This window comes from Streptomyces sp. NPDC087270, assembly GCF_044744625.1.
GTDB lineage: Bacteria > Actinomycetota > Actinomycetes > Streptomycetales > Streptomycetaceae > Actinacidiphila.
Genome location: NZ_JBIUYR010000001.1, coordinates 224,328 through 245,721, shown reverse-complemented (window position 1 = coordinate 245,721; position 21,394 = coordinate 224,328). Strand labels below are relative to the sequence as shown.

12 protein-coding genes are annotated in these 21,394 nt (G+C 74.8%); 3 read left to right on the top strand and 9 right to left on the bottom strand.

The features are described 5' to 3' along the window. The first annotated feature begins 24 nt into the window (after positions 1–24). The 3 genes from ACIPAE_RS01040 (at position 25) to ACIPAE_RS01030 (ending at position 6,049) form a co-directional block, all read left to right on the top strand. On the top strand, positions 25–738 hold the full coding sequence (locus tag ACIPAE_RS01040) for a response regulator transcription factor (protein WP_329364884.1): 714 nt from the start codon (positions 25–27) through the stop codon (positions 736–738). Beyond that, positions 735–1,931, top strand: a complete 1,197-nt coding sequence (locus ACIPAE_RS01035) for an ATP-binding protein (RefSeq protein WP_366414041.1) — start codon at positions 735–737, stop codon at positions 1,929–1,931. The genes ACIPAE_RS01040 and ACIPAE_RS01035 overlap by 4 nt, the downstream gene beginning before the upstream one ends. A 236-nt stretch (positions 1,932–2,167) precedes the next feature. After that, a complete protein-coding gene (locus ACIPAE_RS01030) occupies positions 2,168–6,049 on the top strand; it encodes a multifunctional oxoglutarate decarboxylase/oxoglutarate dehydrogenase thiamine pyrophosphate-binding subunit/dihydrolipoyllysine-residue succinyltransferase subunit (RefSeq protein ID WP_402442058.1) in 3,882 nt (1,293 codons plus the stop codon). 183 nt (positions 6,050–6,232) lie between these two features. Here the strand turns inward: ACIPAE_RS01030 and fxsT (ACIPAE_RS01025) are convergent, their stop codons facing one another. The 9 genes from fxsT (ACIPAE_RS01025) to fxsA all read right to left on the bottom strand — a co-directional run bounded on the left by fxsT (ACIPAE_RS01025) (position 6,233) and on the right by fxsA (position 21,150). Continuing rightward, positions 6,233–9,853 carry an FxSxx-COOH system tetratricopeptide repeat protein gene (gene fxsT, locus ACIPAE_RS01025; RefSeq protein ID WP_402442056.1) on the bottom strand — a complete coding sequence of 1,207 codons (3,621 nt, stop codon included), beginning with the start codon at positions 9,851–9,853 and terminating at the stop codon, positions 6,233–6,235. Beyond that, positions 9,850–11,316, bottom strand: coding sequence for a CHAT domain-containing protein (locus tag ACIPAE_RS01020; RefSeq protein WP_402442054.1), 1,467 nt, complete (start codon positions 11,314–11,316; stop codon positions 9,850–9,852). Before ACIPAE_RS01020 ends, fxsT (ACIPAE_RS01025) begins: the two co-directional genes overlap by 4 nt. Continuing rightward, positions 11,303–13,285 (bottom strand): magnesium chelatase, encoded by a 1,983-nt coding sequence (locus ACIPAE_RS01015; protein ID WP_402442052.1) that lies wholly within the window; start codon positions 13,283–13,285, stop codon positions 11,303–11,305. Before ACIPAE_RS01015 ends, ACIPAE_RS01020 begins: the two co-directional genes overlap by 14 nt. Next, positions 13,282–14,367 carry an AAA family ATPase gene (locus tag ACIPAE_RS01010; protein WP_402442051.1) on the bottom strand — a complete coding sequence of 362 codons (1,086 nt, stop codon included), beginning with the start codon at positions 14,365–14,367 and terminating at the stop codon, positions 13,282–13,284. The genes ACIPAE_RS01015 and ACIPAE_RS01010 overlap by 4 nt, the downstream gene beginning before the upstream one ends. Further along, positions 14,364–14,741 carry a CU044_2847 family protein gene (locus ACIPAE_RS01005; RefSeq protein ID WP_328469166.1) on the bottom strand — a complete coding sequence of 126 codons (378 nt, stop codon included), beginning with the start codon at positions 14,739–14,741 and terminating at the stop codon, positions 14,364–14,366. The genes ACIPAE_RS01010 and ACIPAE_RS01005 overlap by 4 nt, the downstream gene beginning before the upstream one ends. 57 nt (positions 14,742–14,798) lie before the next feature. After that, positions 14,799–17,807, bottom strand: a complete 3,009-nt coding sequence (gene fxsT, locus ACIPAE_RS01000) for an FxSxx-COOH system tetratricopeptide repeat protein (RefSeq protein ID WP_402442049.1) — start codon at positions 17,805–17,807, stop codon at positions 14,799–14,801. 96 nt (positions 17,808–17,903) lie between these two features. Next, entirely contained in the window at positions 17,904–19,427 is a 1,524-nt protein-coding gene (locus tag ACIPAE_RS00995) for an aKG-HExxH-type peptide beta-hydroxylase (RefSeq protein WP_402442047.1), read from the bottom strand. Continuing rightward, complete coding sequence (locus tag ACIPAE_RS00990; RefSeq protein WP_329364904.1) at positions 19,424–20,683, bottom strand: FxsB family cyclophane-forming radical SAM/SPASM peptide maturase; 1,260 nt, start codon at positions 20,681–20,683, stop codon at positions 19,424–19,426. The genes ACIPAE_RS00995 and ACIPAE_RS00990 overlap by 4 nt, the downstream gene beginning before the upstream one ends. 263 nt (positions 20,684–20,946) lie before the next feature. Continuing rightward, the gene (gene fxsA, locus ACIPAE_RS00985; protein ID WP_328469158.1) at positions 20,947–21,150 is read right to left on the bottom strand and encodes an FxSxx-COOH cyclophane-containing RiPP peptide; all 204 of its coding nucleotides are present in this window, start codon (positions 21,148–21,150) and stop codon (positions 20,947–20,949) included. Positions 21,151–21,394 lie beyond the last annotated feature (244 nt).

Genomic DNA, 21,394 nt, shown 5'->3' with positions numbered 1-21,394 from the left:
CGAGCTTGTGGGGCGGAAGCGGAAGTGGACAGCGCACAGACAACAGGCGCGCAGCGCCGGGTTCTGGTGGTCGAGGACGACCAGACGATAGTTCAGGCCATCGCGGCCCGCCTCCAGGCCGAGGGGTTCCAGGTCCGCACCGCGGGCGACGGGCCGTCCGCGGTCGACGCGGCCCACGCCTGGCAACCCGACCTGCTGGTGCTCGACGTGATGCTCCCCGGGTACGACGGGCTGGAGGTCTGCCGGCGGGTGCAGGCCGACCGGCCCGTTCCGGTGCTGATGCTCACCGCGCGCGACGACGAGACGGACATGCTGGTCGGCCTCGGCGTCGGCGCCGACGACTACATGACCAAACCGTTCTCCATGCGCGAACTGGCCGCGCGGGTGCACGTCCTGCTGCGCCGGGTGGAGCGGGCCGCCGACGCGGCCTCCACCGTCCGGGGCGCCAGCATCCACCTGGGCGACCTGGAGATCGACCACACCCAGCGCCGGGTCCGGGTCGGCGGCAGCGACGTGCACCTGACCCCGACCGAGTTCGAGCTGCTGGTGTGCCTGGCCCACCAGCCCCGGGCGGTGCTCTCCCGCGAGCAGTTGCTCGCCGAGGTGTGGGACTGGACCGACGCGTCCGGCACCCGCACCGTGGACAGCCACGTCAAGGCGCTGCGCCGCAAGATCGGCGCCGAGCGGATTCGTACCGTGCACGGCGTGGGCTACGCGCTGGAGAACCCGGCGCCATGAGCCAGGGGCCCACCGGGGACCCTGCGCGCACCCGGAACCCGGCGCGGGCCCTGCGCGGCTCGGGACCGGCCCGGGGCAGGGTGCCGGCGGTCGTGCTGCGCGGCCGGCAGGTGGTCCGCGGGTGGCTGCGGCAGTTGTGGGAGGCGCTGCGGCCCTGGGACCCGACCCGCTCGATCAAGGCGGCGCTGCAGGCGCTGGTGATCGCCTCCGTGATGATCACCACGCTGCTGGTGACGCTGGCGATCCACTCGCGGACCGAGATCCGGGTGATCACGATCTTCTCGATCATCGCCTCGCTGCTGATCACGCAGATCGTCGCCACCAACCTGACCGCGCCGCTGCGCGAGATGACCGCGGTGGCGCGGGCGATGGCGGGCGGCGACTACACCCGCCGGGTGGCCCGGGTGCGCCGCGACGAGGTGGGCGAGCTCGCCGAGACCTTCAACCGGATGGCCGCCGACCTGGCCGCCGTGGACCGGCACCGCAAGGAGCTGGTGGCGAATGTCTCACATGAGCTGCGGACGCCGATCGCGGCGCTGCGCGCGGTGCTGGAGAACGTGGTGGACGGCGTCTCGGCCGCCGACCCGGAGACCATGCGGCTGGCCCTGCAGCAGACCGAGCGGCTGGGCAAGCTGGTCAGCCAGCTGCTCGACCTGTCCCGGCTGGACAGCGGGGCGGTGCGGCTGGACGCCAAGCGGTTCGAGGTGTGGCCGTACCTGTCGGCGGTGCTGAAGACCGCCAGCCTGGGCGCCGACCGCGGCAAGGCCGGCGGCACCCTCACCCGGGCCCGCGCGGACGTGCCGCTGCACCTGGACGTGTCGCCGCCGGAGCTGGTGGCGTACGCCGACGGGGAGCGGCTGCACCAGGTGGTGGCGAACCTGGTGGACAACGCGATGAAGCACAGCCCGCCCGGCGGCCGGGTCACCGTGCGGGCCCGCGGCGGGTCGGCACCGGGCAGCCTGGACCTGGAGGTGCGCGACGAGGGCCCGGGCATCCCCGAGGCGGACCGGGTCCGGGTCTTCGACCGCTTCCACCGGGGCTCACATCCGGGCACGGACGGCGGCACCGGTCTCGGCCTGGCGATCGCCCGCTGGGCGGTGGATCTGCACGGTGGCCGGATCGAGGTGGCCGAATCCCCGCGTGGCTGCCGCATCCACGTCACCCTCCCGGGGATGCCGCCGCAGCCGCGTTGACGCGGCGGCATGGCAGTGACGTGCGACGCCGCCGCAGACCGGGCGGATGGCATAGACCACTGGCCCGGCGAACCCACAAGAGGGACCACTTTCCCGCCACGATCCGTCCCGAAACCAGTCTTCGGGTGTGACTTGCGCGACGACTGGCCCCCTAAACTGCGTGAACGGGTCAGGTAGGCGTAGCCTTTATTCCCGCTGTCCACCATCTTGTGAAGCGGAAGAGGGCGGTTGCCGCCGTGTCGCCACAGTCCCCCAATAGCTCTAGTGTCTCCACCGACCACGAAGCGCAGGGCGAGGGCCCCGCAGCGGGTTTCGGCCCGAATGAGTGGCTCGTGGACGAGATCTACCAGCAGTACCTCCAGGACCCGAACTCGGTAGACCGAGCCTGGTGGGACTTCTTCGCCGACTACAAGCCGGACGGCTCCGCCGCTCCGGCCGCTCCCGCGGGCCAGGGCGGTGCCTCGGGCGCCGCCGCCCGCGCCAGCGCGGGCGTGCCCGGTTCCACGCCTCCTTCCGCGCCCGCCGGCCCGCAGGCCGCCGCGGCGCCTGCCCCGGCTCCGGCGGCTCCGACCGCGCCGGCGACCCCCGCCGCGCCCGCCGCGCCCGCCGCTCCGGCCCCGCCGGCCCCGGCCGCCGCCAAGCCGGCCGCGCAGGCTCCCGCCCCGGCTCAGCCCGCTCCCGCGGCGCAGCCCGCGGCGCCGGCCCCCGCGGCCAAGCCCGCCGCCGCCCCGGCCGCGGCGCCCGCCGCCGCCGAGACGGAGTACGTGCCGCTGCGCGGCCCGGCCGCCGCCGTGGCGAAGAACATGAACGCCTCCCTGGAGCTGCCCACCGCCACCTCGGTGCGGGCGATCCCGGTGAAGCTGCTCTTCGACAACCGCATCGTCATCAACAACCACCTCAAGCGGGCCCGGGGCGGGAAGGTCTCCTTCACCCACCTCATCGGCTACGCCATGGTGCAGGCGCTGAAGACGATGCCGGCGATGAACCACTCCTTCGCGCTGAAGGACGGCAAGCCGACGCTGGTCAAGCCCGAGCACGTCAACCTGGGCCTGGCCATCGACCTGGTGAAGCCGAACGGTGACCGCCAGCTCGTGGTCGCGGCCATCAAGAAGGCCGAGACGCTGAACTTCTTCGAGTTCTGGCAGGCGTACGAGGACATCGTGCGCCGGGCCCGCTCGGGCAAGCTCACCATGGACGACTTCTCCGGCGTCACCGCGTCGCTGACCAACCCCGGCGGGCTGGGCACCGTGCACTCGGTGCCGCGTCTGATGCCCGGCCAGTCGATGATCCTCGGCGTCGGCTCCATGGACTACCCGGCCGAGTTCCAGGGCACCTCGCAGGACACCCTGAACAAGCTGGGCATCTCCAAGGTCATGACGCTGACCAGCACCTACGACCACCGGGTGATCCAGGGCGCCGCCTCCGGCGAGTTCCTGCGGATCATGAGCCAGTTGCTGCTCGGCGAGAACGACTTCTTCGACGACATCTTCGCCGCGCTGCGCATCCCGTACGAGCCGGTGCGGTGGCGCACCGACATCGACACCGCGCACGACGACGACGTCACCAAGGCCGCCCGGGTCTTCGAGCTGATCCACTCCTACCGGGTGCGCGGCCACGTGATGGCCGACACCGACCCGCTGGAGTACCGCCAGCGCAAGCACCCGGACCTGGACGTCCTGGAGCACGGGCTGACCCTGTGGGACCTGGAGCGGGAGTTCGCGGTCGGCGGCTTCGCCGGCAAGTCCCTGATGAAGCTGCGCGACATCCTCGGCGTGCTGCGCGACTCGTACTGCCGGACCGTCGGCGTCGAGTACATGCACATCCAGGACCCCAAGCAGCGCAAGTGGATCCAGGACCGGATCGAGCGCCCGCACGCCAAGCCCGAGCGCGAGGAGCAGCTGCGCATCCTGCGCCGGCTGAACGCCGCCGAGGCGTTCGAGACGTTCCTGCAGACCAAGTACGTCGGCCAGAAGCGGTTCTCGCTGGAGGGCGGCGAGTCGGTCATCCCGCTGCTGGACGCGGTGCTGGACGCGGCCGCCGAGTCCCGGCTGGACGAGGTCATCATCGGCATGGCCCACCGCGGCCGGCTGAACGTCCTGGCGAACATCGTCGGCAAGTCGTACGCGCAGATCTTCCGTGAGTTCGAGGGCAACCTCGACCCGAAGTCGATGCACGGCTCCGGCGACGTGAAGTACCACCTGGGCGCCGAGGGCAACTTCACCGGCCTGGACGGCGAGCAGATCAACGTCTCGCTCGCCGCGAACCCCTCGCACCTGGAGACCGTCGACCCGGTCATCGAGGGCATCGCCCGCGCCAAGCAGGACGTCATCAACAAGGCCGGCACCGACTTCACGGTGCTGCCGGTCGCGCTGCACGGCGACGCGGCCTTCGCCGGCCAGGGCGTGGTGGCCGAGACGCTCAACATGTCGCAGCTGCGCGGCTACCGCACCGGCGGCACCGTGCACGTGGTGATCAACAACCAGGTCGGCTTCACCGCCGCCCCGGAGTCCGCGCGCTCGTCGATGTACAGCACCGACGTGGCCCGGATGATCGAGGCGCCGATCTTCCACGTCAACGGCGACGACCCGGAGGCCGTGGTCCGCGTGGCGCGGCTGGCCTTCGAGTTCCGGCAGGCGTTCAACAAGGACGTCGTGATCGACCTGATCTGCTACCGCCGCCGCGGCCACAACGAGTCCGACAACCCGGCCTTCACCCAGCCGCTGATGTACGACCTGATCGACAAGAAGCGCTCGGTGCGCAAGCTCTACACCGAGTCGCTGATCGGCCGTGGCGACATCACCCTGGAAGAGGCCGAGCAGGCGCTTCAGGACTACCAGGGCCAGCTGGAGAAGGTCTTCACCGAGGTGCGCGAGGCCGTCGCCGCGCCGCCGGAGAGCCCGAGCCAGGACAACCAGGCCGAGTTCCCGGTCGCGGTGCCGACCGCGGTCTCCAGCGAGGTCGTCAAGCGGATCGCCGAGTCCCAGGTGAACATCCCCGACCACGTCACGGTGCACCCGCGGCTGCTGCCGCAGCTGCAGCGCCGGGCGGCCATGGTCGAGGACGGCACCATCGACTGGGGCATGGGCGAGACGCTGGCGATCGGCTCGCTGCTGCTGGAGGGCACCCCGGTCCGGCTGGCCGGCCAGGACTCCCGGCGCGGCACCTTCGGCCAGCGGCACGCGGTGCTCATCGACCGGGTGACCGGCGAGGACTACACCCCGCTGCTGTACCTGTCGGAGGACCAGGCCCGCTACAACGTGTACGACTCGCTGCTCAGCGAGTACGCCGCGATGGGCTTCGAGTACGGCTACTCGCTGGCCCGGCCGGAGTCGCTGGTGATGTGGGAGGCCCAGTTCGGCGACTTCGCCAACGGCGCCTCCTCGATCATCGACGAGTACATCTCGGCGGCCGAGCAGAAGTGGGGCCAGACCTCCGGCGTCACGCTGCTGCTGCCGCACGGCTACGAGGGCCAGGGCCCGGACCACTCCTCGGCCCGGATCGAGCGCTACCTCCAGCTGTGCGCGCAGAACAACATGACCGTCGCGTTCCCGACCACCCCGGCGAACTACTTCCACCTGCTGCGCTGGCAGGTGCACAACCCGCACCACAAGCCGCTGATCGTCTTCACCCCGAAGTCGATGCTGCGGCTGAAGGCGGCGGCGTCGAAGGCCGAGGACTTCACCACCGGCCAGTTCCAGCCGGTGATCGGTGACACCACGGTGAAGCCGGAAGAGGTCCGCAAGGTCGTCTTCTGCACCGGCAAGGTCTACTACGACCTGATCGCCGAGCGGGACAAGCGCGGTGCGGGCGACGTGGCCATCATCCGGATCGAGCGGCTCTACCCGCTGCCCGGTGCGGAGATCCAGCAGGCGCTGGCGCCCTTCACCAAGGCGCAGAAGTTCGTCTGGGCCCAGGAGGAGCCGGCCAACCAGGGCGCGTGGCCGTTCATCGCGCTGAACCTGATCGACCACCTCGACCTGGTGCTGGGCGCCGCTCCGGACAACGCCGACCGGCTGCGCCGCGTCTCGCGGCCGTCCTCGTCGTCGCCCGCGGTGGGTTCGGCGAAGCGGCACCAGGAGCAGCAGCAGAACCTGGTCAGCGAGGTCTTCGAGATCTGACCGGCGGCGGCCGCGCGGTCCCTCCGGTTCCGCGCAGCCGCCCGCACCTGACGGCCGGCGGCCCCCTGCCCTTCCCGGGCACGGGGCCGCCGGCCGTCGCGGTGGCCGCGGCTGCGCGCCGACACGACTGCGGGACTGCGGGACTGCGGGACTGCGGGCCTGCGGGCCTGCGGGCCTGCGGGACTACGCGCTGAACGGCTCGAAGTCCCAGAACGGCAGGGCGCGGGCCCTGGCCGCCGCCGCGCGCGGGTGGCCGGGCCCCAGGGCGCCGGTGAGGGCGCGCAGGGCCTCCTGGTCGAGGGCGTCCGCCGCGTCGGCGCGGCCCGCGTGGCGCAGGGCGGCGGCGTGCGCCAGCCGGCACAGCACGGCCAGCGGGTGGGCGGCGCCGAGGGCCTGTTCGGCGCGGGCGGCCGCGTCCTGGGCGGTCCCGACCGCGGCCGGGTCGCCGGTCTCCCCCTGCGCGACGGCGGCGTTCAGGGCGCAGCCGACCGTCCAGGGGTGCCCTGCGCCGACCGCCCGCGCCATCGCCGCCAGCGCCGCCTCGGCCTGCTCACACGCCTCCTCCCGCTCCCCCGCCACCCGCAGCACCAGCGCGTGGTTGGCGAGCGCGCCCGCGATGTAGGCGTGCCCGTCGCCCAACTGCCCCCGGTAGCGGGCCAGTACGGCGGCGGCCAGCTCGTGGGCCCGGTCCAGGTCGCCGTGCTCGCGCTCGTAGCAGGAGTACGACGCGGCCACCCGCAGCGTCAGCGGGTCGGTGTCGCCGAGCACCCGCTCGCACCGGTTCATCAGCCGCCCGAGCGTCGCGCACGCCCTCGGCCCGTCGCCGGCCTGGCCCTGGCACTCCGCGAGGTTGTGCTCGGCCCGCAGCGACTGCGGGTTGTCCGGGCCCAACACCTCCGCGTGCTGGGCGCAGTTGCCCTCCTGGACCCGCAGCGCCTCCTCGAACCGGCCGAGCAGGCGCAGGTCGTGGGCGTAGGAGTCCTCCGACGACAGGGCGCGGGAGTGGCGGGCGCCCAGCCGGGCCCGCTGGGCGTCCAGGGTCCGCGCGTCCAGGGCCAGCGCGTCGCCGTAGCGGCCGAGCAGGCGGAAGGTGACGGCGGTGTTGTTCTGTGCGGTCAACTCCCCCGCCTCGTCGCCGATCCGGGCGTAGCCGGTGCGCACCAGCTCGGCGAAGTCCAGCGCCTCGCGGTACTGCCCGAGGTGGCGCAGGTCGGCGGCGAGGCTGCCGGCCGCGCGCAGCACCAGCAGGTCGGCGTCGCCGCGGTCGGCCCGCAGCCGTTCGTAGGCGTCCCGGTCAAGGGCCTCGCTCTCGGTGTACTCGCCCAGCGCGCGCAGCAGGTTGGCGCGGTTGTGGGCGAGGTCCCACAGCCGGGCGTCGCCGGGGTCGAGCAGTTGCGGCCAGTGCTCGTTGGCGCGGCTGGCGATACGCAGGCCGGCGCCGTACTCGCCGGACAGGAACAGGTAGCGCAGGCAGCGGATCACGGTGGTCTGGACGGCCGGATCGGCGGACTCCAGGGCGCCGGACGCCGCCAGGTGCGGCACGATCTCGGCGTAACGCAGCCACCGGGCAGGCTCGTTGGGGCGGCCGGGGTCGGCGGCGACCAGCGCGTCCCGGACCACCCCGGCGTAGCGGTCGCGGATCTCCGGCGGCATGTCGGCCCGCACCGCCTGGTAGACCAGACGGTGCATCTGGATGACCTCGGCGGCGCCGGCCGGCTCCTCGCTGTCGGTGTCCGGCGGGTCGGACTGGATCACCGACCACTGGGCGAGCTTGCCGATCGCCGCGTCCCACCGCTCGGGGTCCGTGGTCAGCCAGGCGAGTTCGGGGGCGATACCGTCGCCGGTCGCGCCGCGGTCCGGCAGGTCGCGCAGCAGCCGGACCGGGACCGGCCCCGGCGCGAAGAACACGCACAGCCGCAGCAGGTCGACGGCCTCCGGCGTGTCCTCGCGCAGCCGGTCGAGCACGATCGAGAACGCGCCGAAGTACGTCATCCGGAAGTCCGCGGAGATCTTCAGGCCCGACTCCACGTCCGCGCCGCGGCGCAGCATCCCGATGTACTCGTCGACCGGCATGTTCGAGTCGTCGAGCGCGCCCGCACTCTGGTCCAGCGCCAGCGCCAGGTCACCCAGCGCGTCCGCGAGTTTGTCCGCGTCGGCGACGTCCAGCCGCGGCGCGCGGCGGCGCACGAACGCCACCGACTCGTCCCGGTCGTACACCGGCACCTCGATCAGCGCGCTGTTGTACTCGCCCCACTCCCGGTTCTGCGAGGTGATCAGCACATGCCCCGGCCCCGTCGGCACCAGGTCGTGGACCTCCTCGGGCTGGTCGGCGCCGTCCAGCACCACCAGCCAGCGGAAGTACGGGTCCCCCCGGCGCAGCGCGTCCCGCACCGCGCGCAGCCGCTCGCCGTACTCCCGCCCGGTGACCAGGCCGAGGACGGGGGCCAGGCCGGCCAACTGCTCGCGCAGGCCGCCGCGTTCACTGGCCCGCACCCACCACACCACGTCGTACTCGCCGGCGAAGCGGTGGACGTACTCGGCGGCGACGTGGGTCTTGCCGACGCCGGACAGGCCGATGAGCGCGCTGACCGCCGCGCCCGGCGGGGCCTCGGTGAGCCGGCGGTGGAGCAGGGCGAGCACGTCCTCGCGGCCGGTGAAGCGGGAGTTGCGGCGCGGCACCCCGCCCCAGACCGCGGGCGGCCGCAGCGGGAAGCGCGGGGCGCCCCAGCCGCCCGAGCCGCCGGGGGTGTCGTCGGGCGACGTGCGCCGCGACGGGACGCCCAGCCGGGCCAGCACCCGCCGCTCCGCCTCGGCCTCGTCCATGTCCCGCAGGTCCACGACCCCCAACAGGTCTGCTGCCGCGGGCAGTTCCGCGGCGGTGACGCGGACCGCGGCGAAGCGGTCGCTGTGGTCCGGCACCACCGCGCGCAGCGCCGAGTTCCACTCGTCCGGGTCCCGCAGGCCCAGCCGGAAGTACCACTCGCTGAACACCACCAGCACCCGGCCCCCGGACAGCAGCAGGTCGCGCAGCCCCTGCTCGACGGCGGCACCGGCGGCGCCGGCGGCGACGTCCCAGCGCTGCATCGACACCTGGACGTCCTGGCGTTCGAGGCGGTGGGCGATCCACACCGCCCAGGGCCGGTCGGTGCCGGCGTAGCTGATGGTGACGCGCGAGTGCGGGGCGTCGTCGGGGGCGGGAGCGGGCTCGGCATCGGGTTCCGGCTCGGGGCCGGTGTCCGGCTCGGGTTCGGCGTCCGGTGCGGGGTCGGGTGCCGTCTCGGGTGCCGGCTCGGGCGCGGCGACCACCGGCGGCGGGGTCAGCCCGTACGGCCCTTCGCCGTAGGCCCCTTCGCCGTAGCCGCCCGCGGCCTCGCCCTCGCCCTCGCCCGCCGCCACCCGCAGCGGGACGCCCTCGGTCGCGCCGTCCGCCGGTCCCGTGCCCGCCGCCACCACCTCGACCGGCAGCCCGGCCGTACGCACCGGCACCCCATGGGCGTTGAAGACCGACAGCCGCAGCAGCGCGGGGCCCGGCTCGGCGCCCGCGGTGACCACGAACCGTGCCGGGCCGTAGGTGCCGCCGAAGCGGTGCAGCACCACGGACGGGTGTCCCAGCGCTTCGCAGACCAGGTGCGGGCTGCCGTCCAGGGCGATCCCGAAGGCGAACTCCTCCTGCTCGTAAGGCCATGCGTCGGGATCGCAGGTGCTGCGCAGGTCGACGGTGACGAGGTAGCCGCGGCCCGCCTCCGCGACGCGGGGCCGGCCGACGACGGGTTCGACGCGCAGCCGCGCGCCCTCGCCGCTCACGGTGCCGCCGATCCCGGGCGGCGGGGCGCGAGTTGGAGGGTGGTCTGCGGGTGGCCGTAGTAGACGTACATGAAGTGGTGGAGCAGCGAGAGCACGCGGCGCTGGGCTTCGACATCCTGGCCGCCGCCGGCTTCCTGGGTGCGCGGGATCTGGCGGGGCAGATCCTTGACCGCGCGGGCCCGGAAGTCGCGGAGCATGTGGGCGAGCGGCTGGTCCGGGGAGCGGCGGGCGTGCTCGACCAGGTGCCCGAGCAGGGCCCGCGCCTCGGTCTCCTCGACCTCGCCGCGGGTGGCGATGCACGCCTTGGCGCCCTTGCGCAGGAAGAGTTCGGAGAAGCCGCGCAACGCGTCCTCACCGCCGCCCCTGTTGTCCACCAGCCGGCCGGAGTGGCAGACGTTGAGGCACACCAGGGTGCCGCCCGTCCCGCTGCCGCCGCGCAGCGCGCTCATCGCCGGCTCGTCCATCTCGTACCAGGTGAGCATGCCCGCCGTCAGGTCGTCGATGCGCTTGCCGTGGGTGCCGTGGCAGCCCATGTAGACCAGGCCGATCCCGGGGTCCGCGCCGGGCGCGGCGGGTGCGTCAGGTGCGGCGGGTGCGTCAGGCGCGCCGCCGGGTCCGGTGGGCGCAGCGCCGCACTCCCCCGCCGCGCCGCCCGTCCGGTCCGGGGCGCCGGGCGCGGCCGACGACCCGTTCCCGCGGCGGCGTTCGTCGAGGCAGTCGAGGAACCCGTCGACGTCGGTGTGCGGTTCGTGCTCGAAGGGCGAGAAGGCACCGATGTCCTGGCGCATCCGCTCGTCGAAGTAGCCGACCACCCGTCCCGAGCAGTGCGCGGGTTCGTCGAGCAGCGGGCGCTGGAGTTCCCTGATGGTGGTCCAGCGCGCGACCGGCACGGCGGCGCCGAGCGGCAGGTCGGGCCCGGTGCCGCCGTCGTCGTTGAGCAGCAGCATCTCCCACGGGATCTCGTACGCGGTGTCGTCCCAGATCACCAGGTGCAACGCGGTGCCGTGCCGGTCCCGTTGCTCGTTGAGCCAGCCGACCAGCGGGCGCTGCCGGTGCGACCAGTGGCGCACCGCGCGGTAGAACTGGCTGGGTACGGCGCCGCCCGCGCGCACCCGGTCCAGGTTGATGTTCGTGGGCGGCAGTTGGGGCGCGCGCGAGAGGTACGGCCGGGTGGGCGGTCCGCCGCAGGCGCCGGTGAGCAGGTAGGCGGGCTCGTCGTCGCCGGATCGCACTCGCTGCACGCGGAGTTGGGCGAGCCCGTCCGGCAGCCGTTCGGTGGGGTCGGCGGCGACGCTGCCGAGCACGTCGGGCGCGCCGTCGGGCACGGCGGCCTCCGGTGCCCGCGCCGGGCGGGGCGCGGGCAGCCGTTCCGGCCGGGGGCTGCGCGGCCCGCTGCCCGGGCCCACCGCGCGGCCTCCGGTGAGCCATTCGGCGGCCCGCCGCATCCGGTCAGAGGGCGGCATCGGCGTCCCCCCGCGTTCCGGGGCCGGCCACCACGCTCCCGCCGAGCGCGTCGGCCAGCTCGAACGGCAGCTCGGCGTACGGCTGCGCGCCGGTGTCCAGCACGACGCAGTGCAGCCGCATCCGCCCCAGCGCGCCCAACTGGCCCGCGGCGGCGAGCGCGTCCTGCACCCCGCGCCGGCCCACCGGCCCGTCGTGCCGGCCGGTGAGGCTGGTGCGCAGCGGTACGTTGCCGCGGCCGTCGCTGGCCACCACCAGCCACGCCTCGGCGAGGGCGGTCGGCTGCTGCTGGAACGCGCGGCGCACCAACTGGGCGGCCAGCAGCAGCCCGTGGGCCAGCGGGGTGGCCCGGCCCGGCGGCCGGTAGAGCGCTTCGGCGAGCCGCGGGTCGAGCACGTTGCGGGCGTGGAAGGTCTGCGCGCGCAGCTCGTCGGCGGCCGACGCGCCGCCGACCTCGACGACGGCGACGGTCGCGCGGGCCGCGTACGCCCACTGCACGTAGGGCGCGAGCGCCTGCGGCCACTCCCACTCGGGCCGGCTGGTGTGGTCCAGCAGCAGCACCAGCATCCGCTCGGGTTCCACGGCGCGGGCGTGGCTGCGCAGGTCGGCGGGGCTGATCACGACGCCGTCGCCGCGGCGGCGGGTACGGCCGGGCAGCCACTGGTGCTTGGCCGCCTCGATGACGGTGGGCACGAGCGCGAGGTCCCGCAGGTCGGTGGCCCGGCGGATGCCGGTGACCGGTCCGCGGTCGGCCGCCGGGCCCGCGTCGCGGCGCCACGCCGCGCGCAGCGGCGCGAACTCCCGCAGCGGCTCGGCCTCGTCCTCCGGGTAGGGGTCGCCGCCCGGGGGGTCGGGGGCGTGGTCGGCGAGCGGCCCGAGCGGCTCCTCGGGCCCGGGTGCGGGCAGTTCGGCGGTGCGGGTGGCGGTGCCGGGCTCGGAGCCGCGCGGGGAGAGGGCGGGCGCCGCTTCCGCGGGCGGCAGGGGCTCGTCGCGCGGCGGCTCGGCGGGCTCCTCGGGGCTGCCGGGCGCGGGACGGTGGGCGCCGCCCGGCGCGAGCCCGATCAGGCGGGCCGCCTCGGTGACGTGCTCCGCGGTGGTGGCCGGGGCGGGGGCGTCACCGAGTACGGCCAGCGCGCGGGCGATCCGGGCCAGCGCGACGGCTCGCCGCTCCCCCGGCGCCAGGTCGGCCGCGCGGGCGAGGGCGCCCTCGTCGAGCGGCGGTCCGCAGGCCCTGCCGCCGGCCGCGGCGCGCGCCGCGAGCCGCACGAGCGCCTGCCGTACGCCGCTGGCCCGCCAGGCGGCCACCGGGTCCACGGGCAGCCGCAGGTCGGGCACCGCCAGGCGCAGCGGGAAGCGGTCCAGCAGGTGCGGGGAGACCCGGCCCGCGTCCTCCGTACGGCAGAACGCGAGCCAGCGGGCCCGCGGCCGCCACACCTCGCTCACCCCGTGCCGTTCGACGGCCGCGACGTCCGCCCCCAGCACCGTGACCGCCGCCCGCAGCCCGGGCAGCGGCAACCGGGCCAGGTCCGACACGACCACGACCCGCGGCGGCGCGGCGGGGTCGGCCTCCACCAGGTCGCCGCCGAGCACCTCCAACGTGATCCGGCCGCCCGCCGGCCGCAGCCTCGTACGCGACCACAGGTCGTCCTCCCGCACCCCGGCGCCCAACCGCACCACCGGCCCTCCGGCCGCGGCCGAACCCCGTTGCCCGGGAAGGCCGTTGCGGATGCCGGCCGGCTCCCCTCGCGGGACCCCGTCCATGGCCGTCGACGCGAACACGCCGGCGACCGGAGCCGCCAGCTCGGGCGGGACGTCGAAGAGGAGGACGCCGGTGAGGCGGGGGTCGGCGGCGGCGCAGGCGAGGACGCGCAGGAGCCGGTCGAAGGCAGGCGTGGTGCCGTGCGGCGTGCTGCCGGCGGGCGTGGCGTCAGGGGGCGTGGTGCCGGGCGGCGAGGTGTCGGGCGGGGTCATGCGAGGAGGTCGTCGAGGCGGGCGAGGTCGTCGGGGGTCCAGTCGGCGGAGCCGCCGTGGGTGCTCTCGGGCCGGCGGTGCCGCAGGGCGAGCGGCGCGGTCGCCCGCAGGTCCGCGGCGGTCACCGCGGGGGCACCCTCGGCGGCGGCGTGCGCGCGGGCGGCCTGGAGCATGACCACCTCGCCGCGGTGGCCGACCACCTGGAGCGCGGCGGCGATGTCGGCGCAGCGCCGGACCACGGCGTCGGGCACCTCGACGTCGAAGAGCCGGGCCCGGGCCGCGAGGAGCCGTTCGCGCAGCTCCCGGTCGAGCCGGTGCCCCTCGGCGAGCCAGGCCGAGCCGGGGTCGCCGCTCTCCTCGTCGAACCGCAGCACCGCGCGGAGCATGGCGTGCCGCTGGTCCGCGTCGAGCGGCTGCGCGGTGGCCATCAGGCCGAACCGGTCCAGGAGTTGGGGCCGCAGCCCGCCCTCCTCGGGGTTCATCGTGCCGACCAGCCCGAAGTTGACGCTCATCACCTTGTCGATGCCCTCGCGCTGCACGGACAGCACCCCGGTCGAGGAGACGTCGAGGATGATGTTGACGACGTGGTCGTTGAGCAGGTTGACCTCGTCGATGTAGAGCAGGCCGTCGGCGTGGGCGGCCTCCAGCAGTCCGGGCTGCTCCCTCGTCTCGCCGCGCAGCAGCGCGTTCAGCTCCCAGCCGCCGAGTACGCGGTCGTCGGTCGCGTCGATGGTGAGGGTGACCGGCAGCCGGCCGCGGGCCATGAGCGCGAACGCCCGGACCACGGTGGACTTCGCGGTGCCGGGCTGGCCGGAGATCAGCACCCCGCCGATCGCGTCCGCGATGTAGTTCAGCTCCAGCGCGAGCTTCAACTCGTCCTGGCCGACGACGTAGCTGTACGGCAGGATCGCGATCCCCCGCGGCGGCCCGCCGTCTCCCCCGCGCCCCGGGTCCCCCTGCTCGGGTGCGCCCTGTCCGGCGTCGCTCTCTCCTGCGTCGCTCTGTCCTGCGTCGCCTTGTCCGGCGTCGCCCTGCCCCGCGTCGCCCTGCCCCGCCTCGCCCCGCTCCGTCCCGGCCGTCACGACGCGGTGCCGGACTGCCAGCGGAACGTCACCTGTAACTGGGCCTCCGCCGAACTCTGCACGACGTACGCGCCCAGCGAGGCGTCCAGCTTGATGCCCACCTGCATCTCGACCTCGTCCGGCCGGGTCCCGTCCGGCAGCGCCCGGAAGCGGGTGGCGGCGATCTCCGCGCAGCGGCAGGCGAGCGCGATGCCGTCCTCGTACACGTCGCGGGACAGCTCGGCGACGCGCCGTGCGGGGTTGCCGCGGGTCTCGCCGGAGTACACCCCTTCGGCGGGGCCGACCGGACCCGGCACGGCGGCCGGGCCCGGCTCGACCTGGACGTAGACGGGCGGCGCGCCCGAGGTGGCGGGCGGGCCGCTGACTATGGACATGTTCCTCGTCCCCCATGGCGGTTGTGGCGTGCGCGGGTCACGGCGGGCGTGGCCCGGTCAGGAGCTGAACGGCTCGAAGTCCCAGTACGGACGGCTCCGGGAGCGGGCCGAGATCGTGTGCGGGTGCTGCGGGCCCAGCGTGCGGGAGAGGGCTTCGAGCGCCTCCTCCTCGACCTTGTCGGCCTCCTGGCGCTTGCGCAGGTTGCGCAGGTCGGTGGCGAGCGCGATCCGGCAGGACAGCGTGAGCGGGTGCTCCTTGCCGAGTCCGGCCGCGGCCTTGTCGGCGGTGATCCGGCTCAGCTCCACGGCGCTCTCCGGGTCGCCGCTGAAGTTGCGGGCCGCCGCGACGTTGAGCGCGCAGCCCAGCGACCAGGGGTGGTTCTCCCCGACCACGCGGGTCATCGCGACCAGCGCGTCCTCGACCTCGATCTGGGACTGCTGGCGCTCGCCGGCCGCCCGCAGCAGCAGGCCGTGGTTGGCCAGCACGCCCGCGGAGTACGGGTGGCCCTCGCCGAACTGCTGCCGGTACCGGGCCAGTACGAGCTCGCCCAGCTCGCGGGCCCGGTCCAGGTCGCCGTGCTCGCGCTCGAACGTGGACAAGGTGGCCGCCACCCGCACGGTCAGCGGATCGGTGTCGCCGAGCACCCGGTCGCAGCGCTCCAGCAGCCGGGCCAGCAGGTTCGCGGCGCGCGGCCGGTCACCGCCGCGCTGGTAGCACAGCGCGAGGTTGTGCTCGGCGCGCAGCGTCTGCGGGTTGTCGGCGCCGAGCACCGTGCGGTGGATCTCCGCGTTGCGCTCCTGCACCGACGTGGCCTGCTCGTAGCGGCCGAGCAGCCGCAGGTCGTGGGCGTAGGAGTTCTCCGACGACAGCGTCCAGTTGTGGCGGTCGCGCAGCAGCTCGCGCAGCGCCTCCATCGTCACCTGGTCCAGCCGGAAGGCGTCGGAGTAGCGGCCGAGCAGGCGCAGGGTCAGGCCGATGTTGTTCTGGGCGACGAGGGTGCGGGAGTCCTGCCCGCCGACGAGTTCCTGGTAGCCGTCGCGGACCCGCACCGACAGTGCCAGCGCCTCGTCGTAGCGGCCCAGCGCGCGCAGGTCGGCCGCGAGGCCGCCGCCGGCCCGCAGCGCGAGCAGGTCGCCGTCGCCGCGGTCGCGGCTCAACTGCTCGTAGGCACGGCGGTCGATGGCCTCGGTGGTCTCGTAGTCGCCGGTGGCGCGGATCGCGTTGGCCTGGTGGTGGGCGAGGTCCCACAGCCGGGGGTGGCTGGGTTCGAGCAGCCGGGGCCAGGTCTCGGCGGCGGTCGCGGCGATCCGCTGCGCGGTGCGGTACTCGCCGGACAGGTAGAGGTAGCGCAGGCAGTTCAGCACGGTGAGCTGGATGTCCGGATTGGTGGACTCCAGCGCGTGGGACGCCTCCAGGTGCGGGACGATCTCGGCGTAACGCGGCCACAGCCGGGTGTCGTTGGGGCGGCCGGGGTCCGCGGCGGCGAGCAGCTTGCGGACCACCCGGGAGTACAGGCTCTGCTCCTCCTGGGGCATGTCGGCCCGCACCGCCTGGTAGACCAGCCGGTGCATCTGGATGACCTCGTTGGTGCCGACCGACTCCTCGTTGTCGGTCTCGGGCGGGTCGGACTGGATCACCGACCACTGGGCGAGCTTGCTGACCGCCGAGTTCCACAGCAGCGGGTCGTCCATCAGCCCGGCGAGCTGCTCGGGCACGTCGCGGATCGGCAGGTCGCGCAGCAGCCGGATCGGGATCGGCCCCGGCGCGAAGAACACGCACAGCCGCAGGAAGTCGACGGCTTCGGGCTTGTCCTCGCGCAGCCGGTTGAGGAGTATCGAGAACGCGGTGAAGTACGTCATCTGGAAGTCGGCGGCGACCTTCAGCCCGGACTCCACGTCGGCGCCGTGCCGGAGCATCCCGATGTACTCGTCGACCGGCATGTTCGAGTCGTTGAGGGCGCCCGCGTTCTGGTCCAGCGCCAGCGCCAGGTCGCCCAGCGCGTCGGCGAGTTTGTCCGCGTCGGCGAGGTCGAGCCGGGGAGCGCGGCGGCGCACGAACGCCACCGACTCGTCGCGGTCGTAGACCGGCACCTCGATCAGCGCGCTGTTGTGCTCGCCCCACTCGCGGTTCTGCGAGGTGATCAGCACGTGTCCCGGCCCGGTCGGCACCAGGTCGTGGATCTCCTCGGGCTGGTCGGCGCCGTCGAGCACCACCAGCCAGCGGAAGTACGGGTCCCCGCGGCGCAGCGCGTCACGGACCGCGCGCAGCCGCTCGCCGTACTCCCGGCCGGTGACCAAACCGAGGGCCGGGGCGAGGCCGGCGAGCTTCTCGCGCAGGGTGCCGCGCTCGCTGGCCCGCACCCACCACACCACGTCGTACTCGGAGCCGAAGCGGTAGACGTACTCGGTGGCGATGTGGGTCTTGCCGACGCCGGACAGGCCGTGCAGGGTGGCCACGCCCGCGCCGGGCTCGGCGGAGGTGAGTTCCTGGTGCAGCCCGAACAGCAGCGCCTCGCGGCCGGTGAAGCGGGTGTTGCGGCGCGGCACGCCGCCCCAGACCGCGGGCTGCTCCAGCGGGAAGCGGGGGCCGCCCAGGCCGATGAGGGTGTCGCTGGGCGACGTGCGCGGCGGGGTGATGCCCAGCCGGGTCAGCACCCGGCGTTCGGCCTCGACCGCGCCCAGGCCCCACAGGTCGGCCGCGCTCAGCGCGGCGGCGGCGCTGGGCAGCGCGGCGGCGGTGACGCAGACCGCGGCGAAGCGGTCGCTGTTCTCCGGGACCACCTCGCGCAGCGCCGAGTTCCACTCGTCCGGGTCACGCGGGCCGAGCCGGAAGTACCACTCGCTGAGCACCACCAGCACCCGGCCCTCGGACAGCAGCAGGTCGCGCAGCCCCTGCTCGATGCTGGCCCCCGGAATGACGTCCCAGCGCTGCATCGACACCTGGAGGCCGTGCCGCTCCAGCCGGCTGGCGATCCACGCCGCCCACGCCCGGTTGTACCCCGCGAAGCTGATCGTCACGGGCCCCCGCCCGGCTGCTGATGAAGCGGTGTTCCGCCCTCCGGCCATGCGACCGACTCCCTCGTTGTACGCGCGTAGTCCTCTGACGGTGCGACAGGTGGCTGCGCCAGAAACTACACCGAATGCTCCCCCGTTGACGTGTCGTCATGCCGGTTCGCGCCCGTTCGTGGTCATCTGCGCCCGTCGGCGCCGCCAGATGACCCGGGCCGTCTCGACGTAGGCGGTGGCGCGGGCCAGGTGGCCGTCCGGCGGAGCGTGCTCCTTGAGCCGAGTGTGATGCGCCGCCATCGCGTTGGCCAGAGCCCGGCCCTGCCGGGTGAGCGCCCGCGCGCCGAGGAGCTGCGGCAGCGCGGCGCCGACCTGCTCGCGGCAGCGGCAGTGGTCGGCCCAGGCGGCGTCCCTGCGGGCCGGGTCGATCAGCGCCTTGGCGGCCCGCAGGTGGAAGTCGGCGAGTGCGAGGTGGGCGTACGCGCCCTGGAAGAGCCCGTCGAAGGGCCGCGGGTCGGGCCGCCAGGGCGCGAAGTAGCCGGGAGCGTCGTCCGCGGTGTGCAGCACCGCCAGTTGGGAGACGGCCAGCAGCTTGGCGTGCTGGAGTTCGTGCACCAGCGTCGCGGCCAGCTCCAGGCCGTCGCGCGGGGTGCTGCTGAGCAGCGCCCCGAACGCCTCGCCCCGGGTGGCGCTGCACTGCGCGCCGGGCGCGCCGGCCAGCGGCACGACGCAGTCCAGCAACGCGCCCACCTCGGCCGCCCGGGTGGGGCCGCCCAGCCGCAGCCACGGCCGCGCGTCGCGCCACGCGGTCCGCCAGGCGGCGTGCCCGCCGAGGTCGAGCCGGTCGGCGATGTCCAGGCCGTAGGGGTTGGTGCGCCGCTCCTCGTCGCGGTACGGGTCCACGTCGTCGATCAGCACGGCGCGGCCGTCGGGGTGCCGCAGCGCCTGGAGCGGGCGCCAACCGGGGGCGGCGGAGCGCCAGATGCCGTCGGCGCCCAGGCGGACCTCGACGGAGCCGGGCAGCGGTCCGGGCGTGTTGAGGTCCTGACCGACGGCCCGGGCGGGGCCGTGGCCGGGGTCGGGGTCGGGCGGCAGCGGGACCAGCCAGAGCCGGCGGGGCTCGCCGATGACGCGGATGCGGGGCGCGGGCGTGCCGGGAGCCGGCGAGCCGGCGGCCGGGAGGAGGGCCGGGCGGTGGCCGCCGAGGGTGGGCAGCCGCAGCTCGCCGTCGCGCAGCGGGACGTCGACGGTGAAGCGCAGGCCCGCGCGGGCGGCGGCGGCCACCGCGAGCCCGGCCAGGTGCGGCAGTTCCTCGACGGCGCGGTGCGCCTGCCCGGGCCGGGTCAACGCGCGTAGGCACCGCTCGGCCCAGGCTCCGGTGTGCGGATACTGCACGACCTGGCGGGTCGCGGCGCTGTCCGCGCGGTCGGCGGCCTCCAGTAGCCGCCAGTCGCGCAGCACGCGGTCGGCGGTGCCGGCCGGCAGCACGCCGGCGGGCGCGTCCATGACCGCCTCCAGCAGGGCGCGCAGGGTCAGCAACCGGCGTGCGTGCTGGTGCGAGACGAGCAGGGCCAGCAGCTGCGGGGTGCTGCCGGTGCTGCCGAGTACGGGCAGCATCTCGTCGGGTAGTGCGCTGTCGGCGGGGGCGGGTGCGGGGGTGGTGGTGCCGGGCGGGTTCACCGGATGGTCTCCCGGGTCGTGGGGCGGCCGAATCCGGTGTCGGCCGCCTGGGCGAGTCGGTGGGCGGTGTGGCGGACGAGCCGGGCCAGGTCGGCGCAGTACACCGACGGGTTGCCGAAGCCGGCGCCGGCCCGGTAGCGGTGGGCGTAGTGTCCGCCGCCGCAGACCGTGACCAGGGCGCAGGCCCGGCAAGTGGCGCCGAGGGCGGCGAGGCCGGCCTGGCGGGCGGCGACACCGGGGTGGGCGAGGGCGTCGTCGAAGCTGTTGCGGAAGACGTCGAGACCGGTGGCGGCGGCGCCCTCGTAGGCGGACTTGAGCGAGTCGACCTGCTCGATGGCGCCGTCGGTCTCCACCACGACCGCCGTGAACGGCTGGAGGCCGAGCCGCTCGATCGCCGCGGGCACGCCCAGCAGCAGCGCGACGCACTCCTCGAACAGCCGTATCCGGGTGCGGCGTTCGGGCGCGTCCCACCACCGGTCGAAGACGGTGGTCAGCCAACGGCCGTACGGTGCCGGGTCGTCGGCCGGTGCGGGCAGGCCGGGCGGCGGGCTGGTCCAGTTGCCGTGCGGCAGCAGCAGGTCGATCGCGGGCGGGTCGAAGGCCAGCAGCGAGTCGTAGACCTCGACCGGGTCGTGCCGCAGGTCGACCACGCACAGCACCCCGCCGTACGCCTCGGGCGCGTGGGCGGCGAGCAGCCGCAGGCCCGCGGCGGCGGCCGGCCAGGAGGGGCGGCCGGCGTGGTCCACGCGCTCGCGGTTGTGGCCGGGCAGGCCGCCGTCGAGGCTGACGCCGATCCGCAGTCCGGCGTCGGCGAGGGTACGGACGCGGTCGCGGGTGAGCAGGGTCGCGTTGGTCTGCACGCTGCCGTGCACCGCGCAGCCGGGCGGGAGCGCGGCGCGGATCACGTCGAGGTCGGCGGCGAGGCGTCCGGCCCCGGCGAGCAGCGGTTCGCCGCCGTGGAAGACCACGGAGACGTCGGTGAGGCGGTGCGCGGCGGCGTGTTCGGCGATCCGGGCGGCGGTGCGCGCGGTCACCTCGTCCGCGGGGACCCGGGGGCGGTCGCGCCAGGTGTGGTCGGGTCCCGCGTACAGGTAGCAGTAGGTGCAGGCGAGGTTGCACCGGCTGTGCGTCTTGAGGATGAACTGCCGGATCGGCGACGGCGGTTCGGGAGCGGGTCCGGATACGGTCGCGGGCTCCGCCACGGATACGGGTGCCGGCGCGGGGTCCGGCGCGGGTGCCGGTGCCGGCGCGGTCATGGGCCCGGGCGCGGCTCCTCGCGCGGCTCCTGGCGCGGTTCCTGGTCGACCCGGGGCGGGGGCGGCGCCGACCGGGCCGGACCGCCGGGGTGCCCCGGCAGTGTGCCGCACGTCATCACCTCCCCCGGGCGTGGGCCACCGAGGGACTTCCCACCGGCCCTCGCGGTTGTTCCCGCTGATCGCCGGGCAGCAAACACCCGGACGGGTAATTGGCCGTATCCCTTCCGGGGCGCGTCCAAAAGCAGGCCGGCGCGCGGAGGCGCTCACGGGGTGTCGTTGTCGAACCCCCACAGCGCCTCACTGCCCGGCGCGGCCACCCGCTCCCGCAAATCGCTGACCAGCGCGGACAGTACCGGGTGCCGTACCGTGCGCAGCGACTCCAGGTCCATGCCGAGCAGGTCGATTCCGGCCTCGCGAAGCGCCGGGTCGCTGTACGCCTCCGCGCCGCCGTAGGGTCGTTCCTCCATCGCGCGCCTCCCAAGCCGTCCGGTCGTCCCGCTGTCCCCAGATCCCCCGCTGTACCGCTGGTACTGCTGGTACCGCTGCTCCCGCTCGTGCCGCTGTTCCCGCGCCTTTCCGTCCCCACCGCCCGTCACGTCCATGGTGCCCCTCCGGGCGCACGCTGTCGCCACCGTTACCGCGCCCACCGGCCCATCACCTTACGGAACAGGGTGGTTGCGCGGGCGCCGCCGGATCGCGCGCCGCTCATGG

Excerpts from the sequence above, each read along its gene's own strand:
- ACIPAE_RS01035 (WP_366414041.1), top strand. The coding sequence starts at position 735 with ATGAGCCAGGGGCCCACCGGGGACCCTGCGCGCACCCGGAACCCGGCG.
- ACIPAE_RS01020 (WP_402442054.1), bottom strand. The coding sequence starts at position 11,316 with ATGCCGCCCTCTGACCGGATGCGGCGGGCCGCCGAATGGCTCACCGGA.
- ACIPAE_RS01015 (WP_402442052.1), bottom strand. The coding sequence starts at position 13,285 with ATGACCCCGCCCGACACCTCGCCGCCCGGCACCACGCCCCCTGACGCC.
- ACIPAE_RS01005 (WP_328469166.1), bottom strand. The coding sequence starts at position 14,741 with ATGTCCATAGTCAGCGGCCCGCCCGCCACCTCGGGCGCGCCGCCCGTC.
- fxsT (WP_402442049.1), bottom strand. The coding sequence starts at position 17,807 with ATGGCCGGAGGGCGGAACACCGCTTCATCAGCAGCCGGGCGGGGGCCC.
- ACIPAE_RS00990 (WP_329364904.1), bottom strand. The coding sequence starts at position 20,683 with ATGACCGCGCCGGCACCGGCACCCGCGCCGGACCCCGCGCCGGCACCC.
- fxsA (WP_328469158.1), bottom strand. The coding sequence starts at position 21,150 with ATGGAGGAACGACCCTACGGCGGCGCGGAGGCGTACAGCGACCCGGCG.